16 protein-coding genes are annotated in these 16,923 nt (G+C 44.4%); 4 read left to right on the forward strand and 12 right to left on the reverse strand.

Annotated elements, in window-relative coordinates; all coding sequences use genetic code 11:
• Positions 1-3: 3 nt before the first annotated feature.
• From BS19_RS13825 to BS19_RS13845, 5 genes are all read right to left on the reverse strand, one after another.
• Complete coding sequence (locus BS19_RS13825) at positions 4-3,147, reverse strand: efflux RND transporter permease subunit (protein ID WP_038175992.1); 3,144 nt, start codon at positions 3,145-3,147, stop codon at positions 4-6.
• Positions 3,148-3,150: 3 nt separating this feature from the next.
• A complete protein-coding gene (locus BS19_RS13830) occupies positions 3,151-4,296 on the reverse strand; it encodes an efflux RND transporter periplasmic adaptor subunit (protein ID WP_038175994.1) in 1,146 nt (381 codons plus the stop codon).
• 421 nt (positions 4,297-4,717) lie between these two features.
• A complete protein-coding gene (locus BS19_RS13835) occupies positions 4,718-5,350 on the reverse strand; it encodes a DUF6198 family protein (RefSeq protein ID WP_038175995.1) in 633 nt (210 codons plus the stop codon).
• Positions 5,351-5,506: 156 nt separating this feature from the next.
• The gene (locus BS19_RS13840) at positions 5,507-6,871 is read right to left on the reverse strand and encodes a diguanylate cyclase domain-containing protein (RefSeq protein ID WP_038175996.1); all 1,365 of its coding nucleotides are present in this window, start codon (positions 6,869-6,871) and stop codon (positions 5,507-5,509) included.
• A 4-nt stretch (positions 6,872-6,875) separates the two neighbouring features.
• Positions 6,876-7,841 carry an ABC transporter substrate-binding protein gene (locus BS19_RS13845; protein ID WP_245609283.1) on the reverse strand — a complete coding sequence of 322 codons (966 nt, stop codon included), beginning with the start codon at positions 7,839-7,841 and terminating at the stop codon, positions 6,876-6,878.
• Positions 7,842-8,101: 260 nt separating this feature from the next.
• Here BS19_RS13845 and BS19_RS13850 point away from each other — a divergent pair, with 260 nt between their 5' ends.
• Positions 8,102-8,809, forward strand: coding sequence for an SDR family oxidoreductase (locus BS19_RS13850; protein WP_038175999.1), 708 nt, complete (start codon positions 8,102-8,104; stop codon positions 8,807-8,809).
• Between the two features lie 6 nt (positions 8,810-8,815).
• Here the strand turns inward: BS19_RS13850 and BS19_RS19850 are convergent, their stop codons facing one another.
• The gene (locus BS19_RS19850) at positions 8,816-8,980 is read right to left on the reverse strand and encodes a DUF2256 domain-containing protein (protein ID WP_084185995.1); all 165 of its coding nucleotides are present in this window, start codon (positions 8,978-8,980) and stop codon (positions 8,816-8,818) included.
• Positions 8,981-9,223: 243 nt separating this feature from the next.
• Between BS19_RS19850 and BS19_RS13855 the strand changes: the two genes are divergently transcribed.
• On the forward strand, positions 9,224-9,703 hold the full coding sequence (locus BS19_RS13855; RefSeq protein WP_038176001.1) for a peptide-methionine (S)-S-oxide reductase: 480 nt from the start codon (positions 9,224-9,226) through the stop codon (positions 9,701-9,703).
• Between the two features lie 17 nt (positions 9,704-9,720).
• On the opposite strand, the gene BS19_RS13860 is transcribed toward BS19_RS13855, so the two are convergent.
• Both BS19_RS13860 and BS19_RS13865 read right to left on the reverse strand, forming a co-directional pair.
• Positions 9,721-10,410, reverse strand: a complete 690-nt coding sequence (locus tag BS19_RS13860; protein ID WP_038176002.1) for a flavin reductase family protein — start codon at positions 10,408-10,410, stop codon at positions 9,721-9,723.
• A 74-nt stretch (positions 10,411-10,484) separates the two neighbouring features.
• Complete coding sequence (locus tag BS19_RS13865) at positions 10,485-10,967, reverse strand: fasciclin domain-containing protein (protein WP_245609284.1); 483 nt, start codon at positions 10,965-10,967, stop codon at positions 10,485-10,487.
• A gap of 290 nt (positions 10,968-11,257) precedes the next feature.
• Between BS19_RS13865 and BS19_RS13870 the strand changes: the two genes are divergently transcribed.
• Positions 11,258-12,133, forward strand: coding sequence for an AEC family transporter (locus tag BS19_RS13870; protein ID WP_038176005.1), 876 nt, complete (start codon positions 11,258-11,260; stop codon positions 12,131-12,133).
• Here BS19_RS13870 and soxR read toward each other — a convergent pair.
• The 4 genes from soxR to BS19_RS13885 form a co-directional block, all read right to left on the reverse strand.
• On the reverse strand, positions 12,104-12,571 hold the full coding sequence (gene soxR, locus BS19_RS13875) for a redox-sensitive transcriptional activator SoxR (protein WP_038176006.1): 468 nt from the start codon (positions 12,569-12,571) through the stop codon (positions 12,104-12,106). The two genes, BS19_RS13870 and soxR, sit on opposite strands and share 30 nt — an antisense overlap.
• Before the next feature lie 270 nt (positions 12,572-12,841).
• On the reverse strand, positions 12,842-14,755 hold the full coding sequence (locus tag BS19_RS13880) for a methyl-accepting chemotaxis protein (RefSeq protein ID WP_038176007.1): 1,914 nt from the start codon (positions 14,753-14,755) through the stop codon (positions 12,842-12,844).
• Between the two features lie 382 nt (positions 14,756-15,137).
• On the reverse strand, positions 15,138-15,428 hold the full coding sequence (locus BS19_RS19855) for a YkgJ family cysteine cluster protein (protein WP_084185996.1): 291 nt from the start codon (positions 15,426-15,428) through the stop codon (positions 15,138-15,140).
• A gap of 201 nt (positions 15,429-15,629) precedes the next feature.
• Complete coding sequence (locus BS19_RS13885) at positions 15,630-16,109, reverse strand: YehS family protein (protein WP_038176010.1); 480 nt, start codon at positions 16,107-16,109, stop codon at positions 15,630-15,632.
• A gap of 331 nt (positions 16,110-16,440) precedes the next feature.
• Between BS19_RS13885 and BS19_RS13890 the strand changes: the two genes are divergently transcribed.
• Positions 16,441-16,923, forward strand: a 483-nt coding sequence (locus tag BS19_RS13890; protein WP_157631179.1) for an IS30 family transposase, incomplete at its 3' end; no start/stop codon positions are given.

The following is a 16,923-nucleotide window of genomic DNA, read 5'->3' on the forward strand; positions in this document are numbered from 1 at the left end:
GGTCTACTGACCTGAGGATTGATCTAGCGTTTGTTGCGTCGGGTAACGACGACGCAACATAAGGCTCTTAAGCTTAGTGAACAGTGCTTTGATGTCTTCTAAGATCAGATACAAACAAGGCACCAACACCAATGTCAGCAAGGTGGCGAACAACACTGCAAAACCAAGGGCGACTGCCATTGGGATGACGAAACGTGCTTGCAGGCTAGTTTCAAACATAATCGGCAACACACCAACAAAGGTCGTAATCGATGTCAGAATGATGGCCCTAAACCGCGCGCAGCCCGCCTCAATAACCGCTTGCTTAGTGTTGACGCCCTCTTTTCTAACCTGATTGACATAGTCAGTCATCACTAATGAGTCATTAACCACCACCCCGGCGGCAGCAATCAAGCCAAAGGTCGACATCATGCTCAGATCAAGACCAAACCAATAGTGACCCCAAATGGCTCCAGTTAAGCTAAATGGAATCACTGACATAATAATCAGTGGTTGTGTGTAGCTTTTCAGTGGCACGGCCAACAAAATGTAGACCAAGATCATCCCAGCGACGAAGAAGATAATCTGTTCGCTTTGCTGCGCTTGTTGCTCTTCAATCGTGCCGCCAAGCTCACTTTTAACGCCCGGATAACCAGCCAGAATATCAGGCATAATTTCGCTAGTCACTCGCTCGACAATCGCGTTAGGCTCCACTCGTTCTTCATCAATGGATCCATAAACGTAAACACTGCGATAACCCTCTTCGCGTCGAATACTACTCACGCCCGGCTTTTGTTTGATTTCAACCACGTCACCGAGCATGACCTTTTTGCCATCGGGAGTGGTTATCACCGCATAACGCAGAGACGAAAATGCCTCGCGCGTTAATTGAGGGTAACGAACCATCACTTTGACCTCTTCACCATCACGCAGTACTCGTTCCGCCTCACCGCCGTAAAAACTGCCACCAACTTGAGTCGCAATATCAAACAGATCTAAGCCAAGATTATAAGCCACTGGCGCTAATGAAAGTTGCACCTCTTGACTGCCAGTATCAATCGATGAAGAGATATCAAACAAGCCTTGCTGCTGTTGCAGGGCAAGGATTAACGCGCGCCCAGCTTCATTAAGAGAGTCAATATCTGAGCCGTACAGCAGGAATCCAAACTCATCACCTTTGCCATTATCGTTGACGTTATCGGACACGGTGAAAGTCTTCATTCCGGGTATGGTTGGAATGTTCTCGCGCCAGCGTCTTGCAAGCTCAAAAGTGTCAAATGGTCTCAGTTCTTCATCCACCAAAGGTATCACTAACGACCCCTCTTTGCGGCCTTGGCTGAAAGTCAGAATATCTCGCACCATTTTTTGCCCGGTCTGTTGCTCTATCTCTTGGTCGACGGCCATGACAGTTGACTCAATCAGCTTGAGTGCTGCGATGGTTTGTTGGCTAGAAATATTGTCATTCATCACCAGCTTAATGCTCGGAAAATCATGCGGCACTTTCGGCGACGGGACGATACGCACATAATTCGCCATCACTAACGCCACACTAAGCACAAGAATGGCAGTAAAACTGGCTAACACACTCCAGCGCCAATAGGTACACAGTTCAACGAAGCGTTGGTATGGCCCATAAACAAAGCTAAAAAAGCGAGTGTTAAATCGGTCGCGCCAACTGCCTTTCTTAATCGGACTAAAATGAGAATGCGCTAAATGTGCCGGAAGAATCAATTTCGATTCAATCAAACTAAATAGCAGACAAAGGATCACGATCGCGGCAATACCGAAGAAAAATGCCCGTTCAATGCCTTTCGACATCAGAAATGGCGCAAAAACGGCCATGGTGGTTAATACGCCAAAAGTCGCTGGTGTGGCTACCCGCTTGACACCGCGCACGACATTTTCGACCCCGCCACCCTTTTTCTCGATTTCACTGTAGGCACTTTCACCAATTACGATCGCATCATCGACAACAATCCCAAGAACCATGATAAAAGCAAACAAAGAGACGATGTTAATGCTGACACCGATCGCAGGCATGATCATCACCGCGCCTAAGAAACAGACTGGTAGCCCTATCATTACCCACATCGCCAGTTTAACTCGCAAGAACAAGCTCAACATCAATGCAACCAACACTGCCCCTTGCAGCAAGTTCTTCAACATCATGTCGAGACGGGCATTCAAGTAGTAGGTCATGTCGACCAACGTTTTGATCTGTAAGTCCGCTGGCAAGGTTTGATTTTTTTGTTCGATATACGCTTTGACAGTGTCTGCAACCGTGACCATGTTTTGGTCCTTGGTCGCCTTCACCGATAAATACATCGCATTTTGACCCGAGTACTTAAAATAGCGGTCATCTTCAGTAAATCCGTCTTTTATCGTTGCGATATCTTGCAACAGAACTTTGCCGCCATTGGCACCGATTTTGACCGGAATATCGCGAAATTGCTCACCGCGATAAAACTGATTCTCGATACGTACAGAAATCATGCCGGCATTGGTTCGCACTTCACCTGCCGAGTAGTTAGCAGAATAACGTTGAATAGCATTGACCACATCATTCAATGTGAGGCTATATTTTTGTAATACACGCGGCTCTACTTCAATAGCAATTTCATAATTTGGTGCGCCAAGCTCCACCAACGCTACATTGCCAAGCTGTAATAGCTCGTCTTCAATCTGTTTTGCAATCGGTTTTAACTCAAGTAGACTGCGATCGCCCACCAGCGCCATTTCTATGACATCTTGACGAAACTCATACTGATAAACTTGGATCGGCTCCATACTCGCTGGCAAGTTCGAGACCGCGTCAATCTTCTGTTTAACCTTGACCAATACATCATCAATGTCTTCATCAACGTTGATTTCGAGTTCAATATTGCCGCTGCCACGGTTAGCACTCGAGACCGCTTTCTTAATTCCGGTAACGTCTTTAAGTGACTCTTCTAACTTAATTAATATGCTCTCTTCGACTTCTTGGGGAGACGCCCCTGGGTATTGAGCACTAACATTGATGTAGTTCACCTCAATGTTGGGAAACATTTGCCTTTGAATGAAGAAGAAACTGACGGTACCAACGATCAATACGAACACCATCAGCAAATTTGCCGCGACTGGGTTATTGGCAAAATACGCGATTAAGCCTGTTTGTTTGGTCTCGTGCATACTTTAGTCCTGATTAGTACTGACGATATCGGCAACAGTGACTGCTAGCCCTTGCTGAGGATACTCGGGAACGGTAATCACTATCTGATCGTCATCACTCAAGCCTTGATTGATCAGCATGAACTCTTTTTCTGCTCGCAATACATTGACGGTCCTTGGCTCAAGTTGATTGTCTTGATTGACCACCCAGACTTGGCGGTTATTGACCAATTCTTGCGGCAATCGGTAGATGTGCTTGAGCTCCTTACCGGTAAATTGCACTTCAACATAAGAGCCAAACTGGATGGGAAACTGCTCGCTATTGACCGCATAAGGGTCATCAACGCGTATCACCAAACTTGTCATACGGGTGCTACTATCGACAATCCCCAAATCGCGATCGATAACACCTTGACGTTGAGTGCTACTGATCCCTCGTTGAATAACACGTGCGGGTAAACCAGCAAAGTTGGTTGGCAGAAACGCACTGTCAAAGCCCGCAATAGGGATATGCACCTCTCCGGCTTCAACATTATTTAACGTCGCAACGTGTCCTCCTGCTGAGATAAACTGACCAACTCCAATCGATTTCTCAACCACCAACGCATCATAAGGTGCCACAACCTCACAGTTGGCTAAATCACGCTTGGCGCGTTTAAGTGACGCTTGAGCCGATTTAAGTTGCGCTTCAGCACTCAATAGTTGCGGTTTTCGTAGATATAGATCCGTGACCTGATTTTTAGGGAGGTTTTGCGCTTGGCGTTTTGCCACTTCTGCACGCGCTCGCTCTTCGATTAGCGCCGCTTGTGCACTGGCAAGTTCGGCTTGTGCTTGAAGTACCGCAGCTTGGTAGTTATCACTTTCGATAGTAAAGAGCACTTCACCACGTTCGACAACACCGCCAACAAGGAAATTAGGGTGCCAGCTAATTACCTCGCCAGATACCTGCGCTGAAAGTTGAGTGACTTCAACAGGCCTTAATTCACCATGGCCGGTAATCACTACTTTATGATTGCTTGATTGTGCTTTGGCAACTTGAACCACTGGTGGCGCTTTGGGTGGTTTACTCTTCAGGGGATCAGGTGCACTGGAGGCAATCGCTGAATAGCCTGCATAAGCGCCGCCCAAAACAACAAAAGGCAGTAGCCAACGTAACGACTTACTCATCATGTGAGTTCCTTATCTGTCTGTAATGCTTGTAAAATGCCGCCTTAAGTAGCGGGCTCTAATAGTATGGTTATACGAATGAACTTACGTGTGACACCAAATCAGACCAATTTATCCATTGACCAGGATGATTTTATACAATCAGTTTATCCATTCTCATTATCGAGCAAGTAATTTTTAAAACAAATAACACAAAGTCACCCAAGCAAGTCGTAGACCAACTATTTGTCCAACATTTACAGCTACTTAAGAATAGGCCTCGACTGGTCAACTAATTCACATGGTGAATGTAGTCATTTGTTAGTCAAATTTACCTTGCGATTATTACAAACAATTTAAGGGGTATGACACTCAAGATGGGGGGCTCTAGAAGCGATGTGGTTGAAACTCCAGAGCGCTCGTCAAATAAAAAGGCTTAGCAATGCTAAGCCTTTTCAACGATGGCCGCATACGCCGCGGACGGCTTGGGTTGATAGCGGCCTGGTTTGTGATTCATGGCCAAAATTAAATTCGTTACCACAGCGCCCATCACCGATAGCAAAATCAGTGAAAGATCAACGATAAACAGTGATAACACCACGATGGTACAATCGAGCGCCATTTGAACCTTACCCGCTCGAATACCGAAACGTTCTTGAAGGAACAATGCCAGAATATTAAAACCGCCTAAACTCATCTTATGGCGGAAAATAACCAACATCCCAATCCCGATCAGCCCACCACCAATCAGTGCCGCATAGAAAGTATCAATACGGGCGATTTCAATCACGTGGTGAAGATGATCGACAGCGAACGAAACGATCGACACCGCGATAAAGGTATTAATGGTAAAACGCCAGCCCATACGAGCCACAGAAAGAAGGTAAAATGGCAAATTCAAAGCAAAAAAGATCTGACCGAAACTAAAACTGCTGACCTTAGTGAGAAAAATCGCGAGGCCGGCGGTTCCACCTGTCAGTAACCCCGCTTTGTTAAAAAATATCACGCCCAGTGAAACTAAGGCACTACCCAACAATAACGCGAGTAAATTTTCGCGCATACTATGTTCTTTATCCATTTTAGGCTTCCTATCCCTTAACGACTCACCAAAAAGGGTGAATCAAACCCGGATAAGATGTCTATTATTGATATTGATGTCGAGAGTGAAGTCGAAATGGCAAGTTAACAACAGTGTTAACTAATATTTACACTTTTGTGAGCCAGCGCCAATTTGTTAGTGTTTATTTAGCGAAATACTGACCACCTTAGCCTCACCTTCATCATCTTCAAGCGGAGGATCTTGAGCTTGATGACGCTGATTGCGTTCCTTAGCACAGTACATCGCTTCATCTGCAATACTCATTAATGTGTCTTTGTTTTTACTGTCATCCGGATAGCGGCTGATACCAACACTGACGCTAACCTGCAAATATCGTTCGTCATAATAGATGGGTTGATTGACCAATTTTTTTATCTGTTCGACCTTTTGCTTAACAACATCGAAACTGGTCAGCAGATCTAAACAGACGACAAACTCATCTCCCCCTAAGCGGCCAACAAAATCAGATTCACGAATACAATCGGTTAACCGCTGTGCAACGGCCGTCAAAACCATATCGCCTGCATTATGTCCATAAGTATCGTTAACCTGTTTAAAATCATTCAAATCGAGGAACAGCAACGCCAATTTTCGCTCAGTACGATTGGCTTTAATTAATGCGCTCTCTAACTGTTTATCAAACGCTCTGCGGTTCATCAAATTAGTTAAAGGATCGTGTTCAGACAAAAATAGTAGTTGCTGCTGTTTTTTATGTAACTGCATGGTCTGACGCTTGACCTCTTCTTCTAATTCTTGCTTGGTAACCGTAGACTGGCGTAAAGATGCCGTCATCTGATTAAAGAATCTCGATATCACTCTGAATTCACTGTCCATTTTGACATTTTCTACTTTGGTATCTAGTTGCCCACTCGCTAAGTCGAGGATCGCTTTCTTCATTGCTCCGGCTCCCGCTCTAAACCTAAATAGAATCAACCAAGCGACCCCACTGACCAGCAAAGAACAGGCAATTAACCATACCGCAGCCGTGCCCATCACGTTTTGTAAATTGATGGTATTCTTGTTGAGCACTTGCCTATGAATATAAGCGAGTTCTTCCGTCATATTCTGCATGATCATGTTATAACGAGATTGCAGCAGTGCTCGAGTATCTAAAGCCGTTTGTATGGCTGGGCTACTATCATTGAAATTGTTAAAAAACAACGCCTTCTCTTGGCCAAGAAGATTAATCAAACTGCTATTCATTCGCTGCAAGTTATCCAATTGGATGTGTTTATTTTTGTAGGCCGTAAACTTAGTCGCCAGATCCGCTTGGGCAAGCTCGACCTGATTTAAACTCGGCTGATCTCGAAACTGCATAAACGCCCATAGTTGGCTACGTAATAAATCAACACTAAGCTGCAGATCAATCACTTGATCCAAATCGGTCTTGGTTGCTTTATGCTCGGCATGAATTTTAGTAAACGACACCACAATAAAAAGCGTCAGTAGCATCGTCGTCGTCGACAGAACAAACATCTTCTTAAACATCGAATCAAGCATGACGTCAGTTCCTTTCTGCTAACATTTGTTGATATGGGTATGAGTAAAACACTCGCCTAAAATCTGGCGGAGACTTACTGACCAAACCGCTATTTATCGCCCAGCGTGCTTGCAATTGTAGGTTGGATAACAGTGAGTTACCTAGCGATAGGCGAAAAACATAGTCGTCCCAAGACCAGTCAATCTGTTCTACAGGCACCTCAAGTCGTTGCGACACTAGCGTGATGGCTTGCTGCGGGTGAGTTTTAATCCAATCGATTGCCACTTGGAGTGCTTGCAGTAAACGAACGGGTTCATCCCCTGCAAATTCAAGATGAGAAGGCCGAGAAATAAGGTTAAACGAGAGCTGATAGACCCCATTGATACCCAAATTGTGTACTTGCGCCACTGAAAGTAAGTCAGTTTGGTAACCCATTGGTTCCCAAGCAGAAATGGCGTCAACTCGGTATGAGAGCAATGCCGGGACAAGCTCTTTGTCAGACAAATAGACTTTCTCCACAGGCAATTCGCGTAAATCACTACCAATCAGCACAGAGTCAAAATAGAACTCACTCGCCGACCCTTTCACAATACCCACTCGTTTATCTTTTAATTGAGCAACGGATTTAATTTTTGACGGACCTAAGCTGAGCAATTTGAGATCATTATCCGACTCAACAAAACTCGCCAAAAGCAAGATATCATCCTGCTTGAAGCTCTTAAACATCACCACCGATTCCGAGGCGGTCGCATAATCGACATCGCTATTAAGCATAGAATCTGCGCAACTCACCCCACTTGAGCAGGGCAACAACGCAACATTGAGTCCATATTGTTTAAACAACCCCAGTTGCTCGGCGACAAAAAAAGGTGAAGAGAGCGGCGTCAATGAGACTCCGATCTTAACTTGATCCGTTGCAACGGTCATCGGCATTTTCCGTTGATAGAGGTAGAGTGCCGATATCGCCAGCACAACGATAACACTCCACATCAATCCGTTTTTCTTTGACCACACCTGCATCTGACCACGTCCAAATTTAAGAAACCTAGCTCATATAAATCTAGACCACTATTGACGCACTATTGGCTTAAGCTAAATTTGATAGCCGATTGGGCCTGATAAACATTGAGAATCTTGCGATTGATCACACATCTCGGTCTATATTGAGTCGTGTAGCCCTTTTTTTCGTAACTAATCACACTCCAAGTTCATTTGAACGACAGGTTCTTACATCAGATTGAGACATAAAAATGAAAATATTAATCATTGGTGGGCGTGGCGGTATCGGCAGTGCCATTTTACAGCTTTGCCAGCAACGTTACCCTAGCGCTGAGTTGCACGCGACCTATCGACAAACTCAACCTCAGTCGCAACCCGATGAAGTGACTTGGCATCAGGTCGATGTCAGTAACGAAAGCCAAGTGCATAAGTTAAGTGAGCAGTTGACTCATATTGACTGGATAATAAATTGTGTTGGATTTTTGCATAACAAGCATCAAGGCCCGGAGAAAAGTTTAGCGAGTGTATCGAGCGACTTCTTTAGTGAAAACATCCAGCGTAATACGCTACCAACGTTGCTACTGAGCAAGTACTTTACTCCAATACTGAAACGCAGTGAGGCGGGTAAGATGGCAATACTCTCAGCCAAAGTAGGCAGCATTAAGGACAATCGATTAGGAGGATGGTATAGCTATCGCGCTTCAAAAGCGGCGCTCAATATGATTGTAAAAACAGTGTCCATTGAATGGCAACGCACCTGCCGAAAGGCAACCATCATTGCCCTCCACCCCGGAACAACAGACACTGCGCTGTCAAAACCATTTCAAGCCAATGTACCAACTGGCAAACTGTTCACCCCGGACGATGTCGCGCGTGATCTGATTGCCATTATAGAGCGCAGTACACCAGAGCATAGTGGCCGATTTTATAGCTACAGCGGTGAGGAGCTACCTTGGTAGCCTTCGTTAGCCGATAGTATCGCAGCGCTGAGCACCAAATGAGCGACAGCGTTTTGAACAATAACGTACCTCATCCCAACAGCGCTGCCACTTTTTACGCCAACTAAAGGGCCGCTGACAAGCAGCGCAAATTTTCTTAGGTAAGTACTGCTTTTTTATTTTATTCGGCATGCTAAATCTCGAAGTAAGGCGAAAAACTATTAGTCCGATTTTTAACCTCAATCAGACACCTTGCCATACTTTTATTTGTTTCTTTTTTGCCCATCCATACTCTGTTACGCAGTAATCCTCGCTTGAGAGCAAAATGCCAACTCAAAAACAGCATCATCAATGGCCTTTGGTCAGGGTGGACTCGACTCTCAAACAGAGGCAATATACCAAGCGTTCCATGACTAAATAAGAGGAAAGACTAAAATGCAACAAGAGGTCTATTTTGCTGGTGGATGCTTGTGGGGCGTACAAGAGTTTTTCAAACACCTACCGGGGGTTGTCAATACCGAAGCGGGACGAGCCAATGGCACCAGTGACTCGACTCAAGCAGAGTACGATGGCTATGCAGAATGTGTCAAAACAGTATTCAATAGTGACGTCATTTCACTCGAGCAGCTCATCGGCCATTTGTTTGAAATCATCGACCCTTACAGCGTCAATCAGCAAGGACAAGATATTGGTGAAAAGTACCGAACGGGTATCTATAGTCATGACCAGCATCATATTGCCAAAGCCAAAGCGTATATTCTCAACCGACCAGATGCAGACAGGATTACCGTTGAAGTGCTAGCGCTCACCAACTACGTTAAAAGTGATGATGAACACCAAGACAGATTGACACGTTTTCCGAATGATTATTGTCATATCCCAATCGACCTGTTACACAAATATCGAGCTAAATAGCAGACACGATGATTACCTTAAGAGTACTTATCGTGACCTCTCGGCCATTGACTCTCTGCGCCGTCAACCGTTAGCGGCGACAGCTTTTTATCAGGCTTTGCATACTCGAGGCGAAACAAGCGCTGAGTCGTATGGTAACTATCAAGTCCACTGAGGGTGACTAAATCCATCGCTTCAACATCAAGATATCCATCCGCTTTTAATGCGTCAGAAGGAAGATGTATCTGTTCAACTTGGCCAATCACCATTTCAGTCTTGTTAACCTTAATCCTATGATGCTCTTTGAGAGTTAACGCCATTTTAAGCTCGCTCTCCAACACAAACGGGGCATCGAAACCGGTTTCGAACTGTGGGGTTAAGCCAACAGCATCAAATTCACTTTGTTGCTTAGCGTAACGTGCTGAAGTTTGGTGCGCCAAAGGGGCAAAGTCAGCAGCAACCGAATTGAGGGTAAATACGCCAGTCTGGAGAATATTCTCTAAGGTATGACGCTCAACAGAATTGGGACGATTGATAAACCCTAACAGCGGAGGATTTGACCCAATATGAATGACAGAGCTGACTATCGAAAGATTTGTTTGCCCTTGCGCGTCAATAGTACCGACCAAGTTGGCACTTTTGAAACCGCTTAAGCTGTTAATAAGCCTCGCACGGTAGCGGCTCTCCATTTGTGCGAGCTGTTCACTGGTAAATTTGCGTTGTTGCATAGCTTTTCCCAATAAATAAAAAACAAGGGCAAAGCGCCTTGCTTTGCCCAAGATTAACCATAATGTTGTTCGAATTATTTAGGTAGTATCACGGTATCAATGACATGAATCACACCATTGCTCGCCTTGACATCTGTCGCTACAACATTGGCATTATCTACCATCACCTTGCCATTCATCACTTTGATCGTGATAGCCTGACCTTGCACGGTGGTTGCTTTATCTAACTTGACAACATCCGCTGCCATAACTTTCCCAGCCACCACGTGATACGTCAACACAGCAATTAGCTTATCTTTATTTTCAGGCATCAGCAGTGACTCAACTGTGCCTTCGGGCAATTTGGCGAACGCATCATCAGTTGGAGCAAACACGGTAAACGGACCTTCGCCTTTCAAGGTATCGACTAAACCTGCCGCCTTGACGGCTGCGACGAGTGTGTTGAACGAACCATTCTCTGCAGCGACATCAACGATATCGGCTTTCATTCCATGGTCATGAGCTTGCACTGGTAGAACAAAAGCGAAAAGTGCAAATAGAGCGGTAACTAGCGACATTGTGTATTTAAACATGATTCCTTCCTTTGTTTTTTCAGGCCAAGCCCTGTTAGGCTTCGCGTTGACTCAAAACCTGTTACGCTGACTTGCGCACAATCGATCACCGACTTCGAAGACCAAGGAGTAAGTATCTTTGTTAGGGGCCTTTAAATACCCTTGGTGTTAATTGCAGTAACTAGGTTTGTTAAAATCGTGATGAGACGTCGATCATTGATCACTATGACGCTGTTTTAATGCACAAAAATCAGGTAATTTGATCGTTAACAATAACAATTACATCAGGGTGAGGCATGTTAGAACAAGTGGTCGGAATACTGTTCCCAGTCTTTGCATTAGTGACCGTTGGCTTTTGTGTGGGAAAGTGGCTCAAACCTGATTTTCAACCCATAAACCGTATTAACATGGACACCTTTACCCCTGCTCTGGTGTTCTCATCGCTTGTGTTAATGCCACTTGATACAGAACAAGTGCCTCTGCTCTCCGCCTCTTTTGTCGCGGTACTACTTCCTGGGTTAGTCATGATCCCATTGTGTAAGCTGTCTGGACTGAGTTTTAAAGCTTGGGCGCCACCCCACATGTTTCGCAACAGCGGTAACCTTGCCATTCCCCTTTTTACTTACACGTTTGGTGACAGTGCACTGGCTTCGGCGGTACTGCTGTTTGTTGTGTCGGCCTGTATTCATATTAGTCTAGGCCTTGCATTATTAAGTGAAGGTAACCCATTTAAGAAGATCATCAAAATGCCGATTTTCCTTGCCGCCATTGCCGCGTTAGTCATTAACCTTGGCGGATTTTCCGTGTGGACGCCGCTCTACGAAGCCACCGCGCTACTCGGGCAAGCTGCGGTCCCCGTCATGTTACTCTCACTCGGCGCTCAGATGTGTCATCTGCGTCTAAGTGGATTGAAAGTCGGTTTACTCTGCACCTTGCAATCGTTATTAACTGGCGCCATTGCGTTTGCGGTTATCTATTGGTTTATTCCGCTGCCAACCTTGCAATTGCAAATGATGGTTCTGTTTACTATGCTGCCACCCGCGGTCATGAACTACCTGTTCGCAGAACGCTTTAATATTGAACCGGCGAAAGTCGCTTCGATGGTTCTGTTTGGTAATTTTTTTAGCATCTTAACCTTGCCACTATTGCTCGGATTTGCTTTGTCCTTGTAACCACTCTTCCGGATGAGTAAGCATGGTTTTTCCTTGGAAAGTTTCAGCACGAATATCTTTTGGGTTATAGATAGCGCACGAGTCCATCGATAAGCAACCGCAACCAATACAGCCACCGAGATCTTGTTGTAAGGCTTGCAGTTGCAAAATTCTGTGTTCTAACATCTGTTTCCAACCTGAAGCCATCTGTTCCCATTCTCGTCGACTCGGGGCCTTATGTTTGGGCAAATGTGCTAACGACTGCACGATCTCTTCTAACGTTAATCCAACCTCTTGCGCAGCTTTAATCACAGCTATTCGGCGTAATACACTGCGATCATAACGACGCTGATTACCTTGATTACGCCAACTATGAATTAACCCTTTTTGCTCATAAAAATGCAGCGCAGATACTTTGACTCCAGCACGCTTTGCCACCTCACCAACACTCAAATCCATATTTTTCCCTCGGTGTTAAACACCCTTTTCCTTAAGTTAACTTGAGCTTTTAGATTAACAATAAGTGAGTAATTTTGCACAAGGGAAGCACAATAGGGGAAGAGACTGCGAAGCCAAATAACCCATAGCACTCAGCACTATTTGAGCGAAAGATTTTGATTGTATTGGATTGGGTTATTAATGATTAGCACTTTTCTCTACTTCAGAGTCACATAGCTACAACATCAAAAAGGCGCTCAACGCGCCTTTGATTACCATATAGATTTTGGTTTAACTAAGCTTAAAACGCCTTACAATATCAGTGAGTGTTTGGTTCATCGTTGAAATGGTTTGCGCCTCTTCTAGCGCTTGCTGACCGTTGCTGTCTAGCTCACCAACGATATCGTTGATGGCCGACATGTTGCGACTAAGCTCTTGGGTAACACTACTTTGCTCTTCTGCCGCTGTGGCAATTTGAGTGCTGAGGTCATTAATATCGGTGACAAATTGAGCCATAACATCAAGACTTCCTGCCACTTCGCCAGCACCTTCAGCGGTTTGAGCACATTTCTGCTTGGTCGTCTCCATCGAACTCACAACGGATTGACTGCCACGTTGCAAACTCGCTAGCGCCGTTTCTATCTCTTCAGTGCTAGTCTTAGTACGGCTGGCCAAATTCCGAACTTCATCTGCAACTACCGCAAAACCTCGACCCTGTTCACCTGCACGCGCAGCTTCGATAGCAGCGTTGAGCGCAAGCAAGTTGGTTTGCTCGGCAATATCACCAATAACACCTAAGATGGTGTTGATATCATCCGTTTCTGACGCCATCTTATTAACATTTTCAGAGGCAGCACTTACATCGTCGACCAGTTCTTGCACGTTGGCTTGGGCTTGATTAACTGTTCGTTTTGACTCGTTGCTGGCCTCACTCGCTTTATTGGTCAACTCTGCCGTGTTAGCTGCGTCAGTTGCCATCGAGTCTGCCGTTGAATTCATCTCTTCAATAGCCGTTACCACTTGCTCTGTCTCTTGGACGTGGTTTTGTAATATGATGCTATTGCGTTGGCTTTGGTCCTTCATTCGGTCGACGTTTTCATTGAGATGATCCGTGACCTGACGAATTTCTAGCATCATAGATTGCAAGCTTTCAATAAAGGCGTTAACCCCTTGTGAAATCTGCCCGAGATCATCGTTGGTTTTCACTTCAATTCTTTGGGTGAGATCGCCATTGCCTTGGCTCAAGCCAACAATAGTCTCTTTCAGCACCAAAATTGGACGATATAGTACACGGAGTATGATTAACGCTATTACGATACTGACAAAGGTAGCAATCAGAGCCGTGATCACTGCATTACGCTTGGCTGCGGAAAGTTCAGAAAATATGATCTCCTTGTCTAAGCCAACTAAAAGATACCAACTTTTATCCGCTACTTTAATTTTACGAGAGAAAAACAATTTCTCTTGGTTATTGATAGTCGACTCAAAATGGCTAGCCTCTTTGTCTACCACCTGCTTGACCGCGTTATTAAGCCATGCATAACGCTCAGCGTTATCACCAGCTTTCACATTTTGTATTGACGAGGCTAATATCGTGCCGTCATGATTGAGAATTATTGCCGTTTTCCCCGCAACCTCGTTGGCAGACTTAACAATCTCATTGAGAAAGCCCAATTGCATATCTGCCGAAATCATACCACTAAAAGTTTTGCGTACGATCGACACCCAGTAAATGCTTGAGTCATCAGAATCTACATACGGCTCTGTGACACTAGTGGATACAGCTTGACGCCCCGCCTGATACCAACTTTGAGTCGTGACATCACCGGCATATTTGTTGTTTGGCCAACTACTGCCTGTTTGGTTCCAGTAGGCATCACCATTGGTAAATGCTACCACTGAACTGTTTAAGTTCATCGCTGCTGCAATCGTATGTGTCATCATAATAAAGTCTTGCGGCCCTCCCTCGATAGGTGCGTTTTGAAAACGCTGGCCGAGTTTTTCTATCCCTGACACTTTCTGTTGTAAGCGGGTCGCGATTTGCTCTGCTTCCGCATCAACATAATTTCGGTTACTGTTAGTAATAAGATCGATCAAAACATCTCGCTCTTTTACATAAGCAACGTAACTTGATGACGATACCGACACCACCACTAAAGCGATAATTGAAATAAGCAGTAGTGTCTTAAATCCTAAGTTTCGCATCACTGATAATTCCTTATACAATATGTGCTAAAGACAATGCCTAAACGGCAATAGAGCCTGACTAAACTTTATAATTAAATTTGTAACTAAGTGTGGCCGTTAACTGGGAAAAATCCAGATCTAGCGTGGAACTATTGTTAATAAGTGATGTTGATGGTGTAAATAAACACTGATTACAAGGGAGATTACACAAGGGACAACATGCCGGACTTCACGGTCCAGTAGAGAATCGCCGCTTAAACGTCGATCCAATTTCATTTGGCGGGTGTGAGATTTCAGAAAGGCTAGAACTGACTTTCTACAACTTGGATCCAACCAAGTTTTTATACTATTAATACTGCTCCAAACATCTCTGTTCTAGCAATCAGAACTGGAGCTATGTTTATAAAAACTTCACTCTTTCATCAATGCACTCATAAGATCCCATTTCAAATTCGCGACATATCCAAGGCCTATTTTCGTAAATAGAGCACATCAGTGTTTCTCTGTCTAGAGCCGCACACCAACCATCATTTAATCGTCTCATTGTCTCGCCACCATATTGGTCACGTAAGATAAACTCTTCAGGTACGCCCGTGTCTGAAATAATCATAACTTCAAGACGACAACAGCACGCTTTGCAGTTTGAACACGAGACATCAGAGGGATAAGTGCTTTTAATTGGTATATTCATGGGTGATTAATTTTTACTAATTGGCTGTGATATCTTAAATCTAATATAACTATCTTAAACTGCTACAAGTCACGCGATTTTTGAACCAAAATACCTAAACTTACAGTGTGCATATTGGAGTTTGTCCGGTATCAAGTGAGAAACCAGCTCCTAGAACATGGGTTATCATATCCTAGGGGCTTAATTTGCCTTGCGAGAATACTAAGACTCTGATTCGTCGTCATTTGGGCGCAGTTGGCGTTGAAGTCCTAACAAAAAGTTTCGTAGCACTTGATCTTTGCATTCTCGATAGTGCTTGTTGTCAGGTTTACGGAAAAACGCACTGAGTTCATGCTTGCTTAAACGAAAATCGATAAGCTGTAACACATCAAGAATATCTTCGGCTTTCATGTTCAACGCAATTCGTAATTTTTGAAATACGATGTTATTGCTCAATTTATCTTCAGGCTTAGGCTGTTCACCTTCGCGTTTGCCACGTTTAAAATTGATAAAACCATTGAGAAATATCGCCAATTCAGTGTCGCTCAGTTCGACAAAAGATTCATCATCTTCTTTTTTAAGCCAGCCAGTGATCTGTACATCTGTCACATTCAGGTCGGCTAAAGAGAAGATTTCGCTCATTGCGTTATCTTTTAAATCAAATGTATAGCGTATACGGCGTAAAATATCATTATTGGTCAAAATAGTTCCTAGTCTTAGGTAAATCCAGTGCTATCAACGTGATTACTGGAAGACGCGGATTCTATCAGACATATGGTCAACCCCCTACCAATTGTGTCATTCGGCTAACTGGTATAACGCCGCGTTAAGTAGTGAGCAACATTGCCACCTAACCTAAACCATTGTGCCGTAAACACTAAATTCAAAGCAAACCGAAAATGCCTAGCGTTGCGAATCTGCCTTAAACGCCTTGTTAGTGTACTTGGATTCAAGTACGAAGTGCGACACCACTGAAAAATAAAACAGTGAGATGCGATAATCATGATTTTTGCTCCCGCCAAGAAGTAAAACCATGAAATATACACACCTCACTGAGAAAGAAAGATATACGATTTCTATCTTAAGAAAGCAAGGACTACGTACTGCTGGAATAGCTAGATTACTCAACCGTCATAAGTCTACGATCTATCGTGAGATAGAACGTAATAAGCGCTATAACAAGTACTTTGACAGGTACTCGTACCAACCTGAGTACGCTCAACAACGAGCTCGAAATAGGCTCGCTCGCTCAAGGCGAAACAAGCGCTATGACGAAACCGACTTCAGGCTCGTTGCTGCCTTGCTGCAACTGGACTGGAGCCCTGAACAGATAGTTGGATTCCTAAGGCGAATTGGTCAAAAAACGATGAGTCACGAACTGATTTACCAGTATGTTTGGAATAACAAAGCAGAAGGCGGAATGTTATGGAAACACCTACGCCAGTCAACTAAGCAAAGGCGTAAAAGATATCGCTCTAACGACAGCAGAGGCCGCTTAGCCGCAAAGAAACATATA

The sequence above is a fragment of the Vibrio pacinii DSM 19139 genome (genome assembly GCF_000711795.1).
GTDB classification, from domain to species: domain Bacteria; phylum Pseudomonadota; class Gammaproteobacteria; order Enterobacterales; family Vibrionaceae; genus Vibrio; species Vibrio pacinii.